Genomic DNA, 2,774 nt, shown 5'->3' with positions numbered 1-2,774 from the left:
TTTGATTTTTATTGAGTATGAGTTTTTTTCTGGGCTGTGGTGTCAAACAATTCATTTTCTATCTAGTTTGGTATAATCTATTTCAATACATTGGAAAGCGTCTGTGAAATATGTTATAATTTATAAGAAAATATACAGTTTCGCTACAAATGAACATTTATATATAAGTTTATGTATAAGATAGTTTTCTCATTAGGATAATATCTTGTAAAAACGATATTCCTGTAGATACAGTACTTAAATAGTATTTGTAAAGGAACAAAATAATCTATAGCTATTTTTATTGTAAGAATCAAAGTAGAGAGTGTTATGCTAATGGAAACTGTAATATTTTATTTTTTAGAATATACTTGGATAAATTAATTTTGAAAGTTAAAGTGAGGTAATGTATGTTTGTGTGTTTAAAAGGTTTAGGAAAATTTCGTAAATCCAAAGCTTATGGTTTGGTTGGTTGTTTGACACTATCCGCAGTGATTGGCTTAGCTGCACCAGAGTTACCAGTTATTGGTGGCGGGGGTGTTTATGCTGATGTCATTCAAGGCGGTAGCGATATTCACGATGTGGACGTTCATAGTAAATCTGTAGAAGGTGTTGCTATGACTTATACTACTTATGATAGTGGAACAAGTGGAAAACAAACTGCGTCTGGCAGTGGTGTATTCGTAGCGCCGAATGTGATGGTAACAGTAGCTCATAACTACTATGATAAAAACCAAGAGGATAAGTCTGCAGTATTGCGTGGTGGAGAGTCTGCTCGTAGTTATGTTGTAATGAACTCGGAAAAGGAGAAAAGCAATAAAGTACCTACTTCAGGGGTATCAGAAGCTCTTGAAAAAGACTCTATTCACTTGTATAACGGCAAAGACTTTGGTAAAGACTATAGCAATGACTTAGCAGTAGTGGTAACTAAAAAGCCTGTAGAAGCTATGACAGGTGGTGAGGACTCTCCAAGAGAGTTGAGTCATAAAGAGGTTTCTACTGGTGATAAAATCACTATGGTCGGATATCCCAATGATTTTTCTACTCCAAATTTAAGTAAAGAAAATAAAGCTCGATTGAAAGACGGTAAGGCTTATTCAGTCTCAACAACTGTGAGCAGTATCAATAAAGAGAGTGGTGCAGTCACTTATCATTCCTCAGCTTTAGGAGGTTTTTCAGGTGCTCCTTTGTTTAATGATAAGGGAGAGGTAGTCGGTATCCACCAGCACGGAACAAATACTTCAAACGCTCCTGAGAGTGAGCGTATTGGGGGTGGTACGATTTTTACGGACAAGCACAGAACTTGGATTCGTTCTATGATTGATAAATATGGTATAAAGGGTTGGTATATAGATGGTGCAAACCGTTACTACTATGATGAAAATCATATAGCTTTAAAAGATGTAGAGTCTGAGATTGACGGTGCTTTGTATAGTTTTGATGAAAAAGGTCGAGCTACTTTAGTAAAAGGTGAAGAAAAAGGTCGTGTTCTACTTCGAGTGGAAGATACTAAAGGAACTCGTTTGATTTCAGATAAGGTTGTTCAGGAAGGTCCTGTTGGAAGTGGTTTGAATTTTCATTTAAGACAAAATCCAGACTTCAAACAGTTAATAGCAACTTCCCCAACAGCTAAAGTGGTATCCTATAACGGAGTGTCAATTAACAAACTAGCAAGTGATACTACTTGGTCTGATGACTATGTCAGTAAGTTAGCTTTAGGAGATACAATTATAAGAGCGGTAGTAGATTCGGTAACTCCTCCATCAACGTCTTCTTCGGATTTTGCAAGAACTGAAGTTGGTAAAGTCGATTTGAGTGGTAAATCGAACTTACCTGTACCTAGTAAAGAAGTGTTACAAGCTCCGAATGGCTCAGAAAATTTCTATGCTACAACGCACATTCAAACGCCAGATGGATCGGGATCAGGTACTTTAATTGCACCCAATTTGGTGTTAACAGTCGCTCATAATTTCTTAACAGTTAAAGGTTCTGAAGTAATTACTAAATCTGGTCGTACCAATACAGTGTATAAAGCAACTTTGCCGAATGGGTTGTCTGTGAATTTTTCAGATGATGATATTGTTTATTGGAATAAGAAAGATTCAGTATTTGGATTTAAAAATGACTTAGCCTTGGTTCGATTAAAAGAAGAGGTAAAAGGATCAACTCCTGTAGAGGTGGTATCTGAATCAACTTCTGTTGCTAAAGGTGAAAAAGTTTCGGTTTATGGTTTCCCGGACGGTCGTTTATCTCCTGTATTGGATAGTGAAGTTGTAGATACTACTGACTTTGGTTCTGGTATAGAGGGTATTAGCTATGGAGGTACGAAACCTGGAGCGTCTGGTGGTGGTCTTTATAATGATAAAGGTGCTTTAATTGGAGTTCACCAAAATGGTGTTGTAGGAAACCGCAGTGGTGGTTTGGTTTTATCAAAAGAGCAGCTGGATTGGGTTCGTTCTTATATTGAGGGTCAACCAAAAGATCCTGTCTATGTGGAAGATAAAGAAGTGGAACCTTCTAAGAAGGATTCGGATAAGGATTTAGCTGGGAAATTAGATCCAAAAAAAGATAGTGGAAAAGAAGATTCTGGTATTCGAGGTACATCTGGTGACTTTGCAGCTCCTACAGTAGCTAAGCCAGAGTTTACAGGCGGGGTCAATGGTGCGGATGCTGAGATTCATCACATTTCAGACTTCACAGGCGGAGTGAATGGAGGCGACTCACTTGTTACAGAAGTTCCAGAGTATAGTGGTATTCTATCCACATTAGGTAATTCTCCAGCTCCTACAGTAGCT

At 37.6% G+C, this 2,774-nt stretch carries 1 protein-coding gene; it reads left to right on the top strand.

The window, feature by feature from the left end:
* Positions 1-389: 389 nt before the first annotated feature.
* On the top strand, positions 390-2,774 hold a 2,385-nt coding region (locus tag HT730_RS10205; RefSeq protein WP_240151486.1), incomplete at its 3' end, for an SIALI-17 repeat-containing surface protein.

It is taken from the genome of Streptococcus sp. k-628, from assembly GCF_013277475.1.
Classification (GTDB): domain Bacteria; phylum Bacillota; class Bacilli; order Lactobacillales; family Streptococcaceae; genus Streptococcus.
This window is presented reverse-complemented; position numbering and strand designations above follow the sequence as displayed.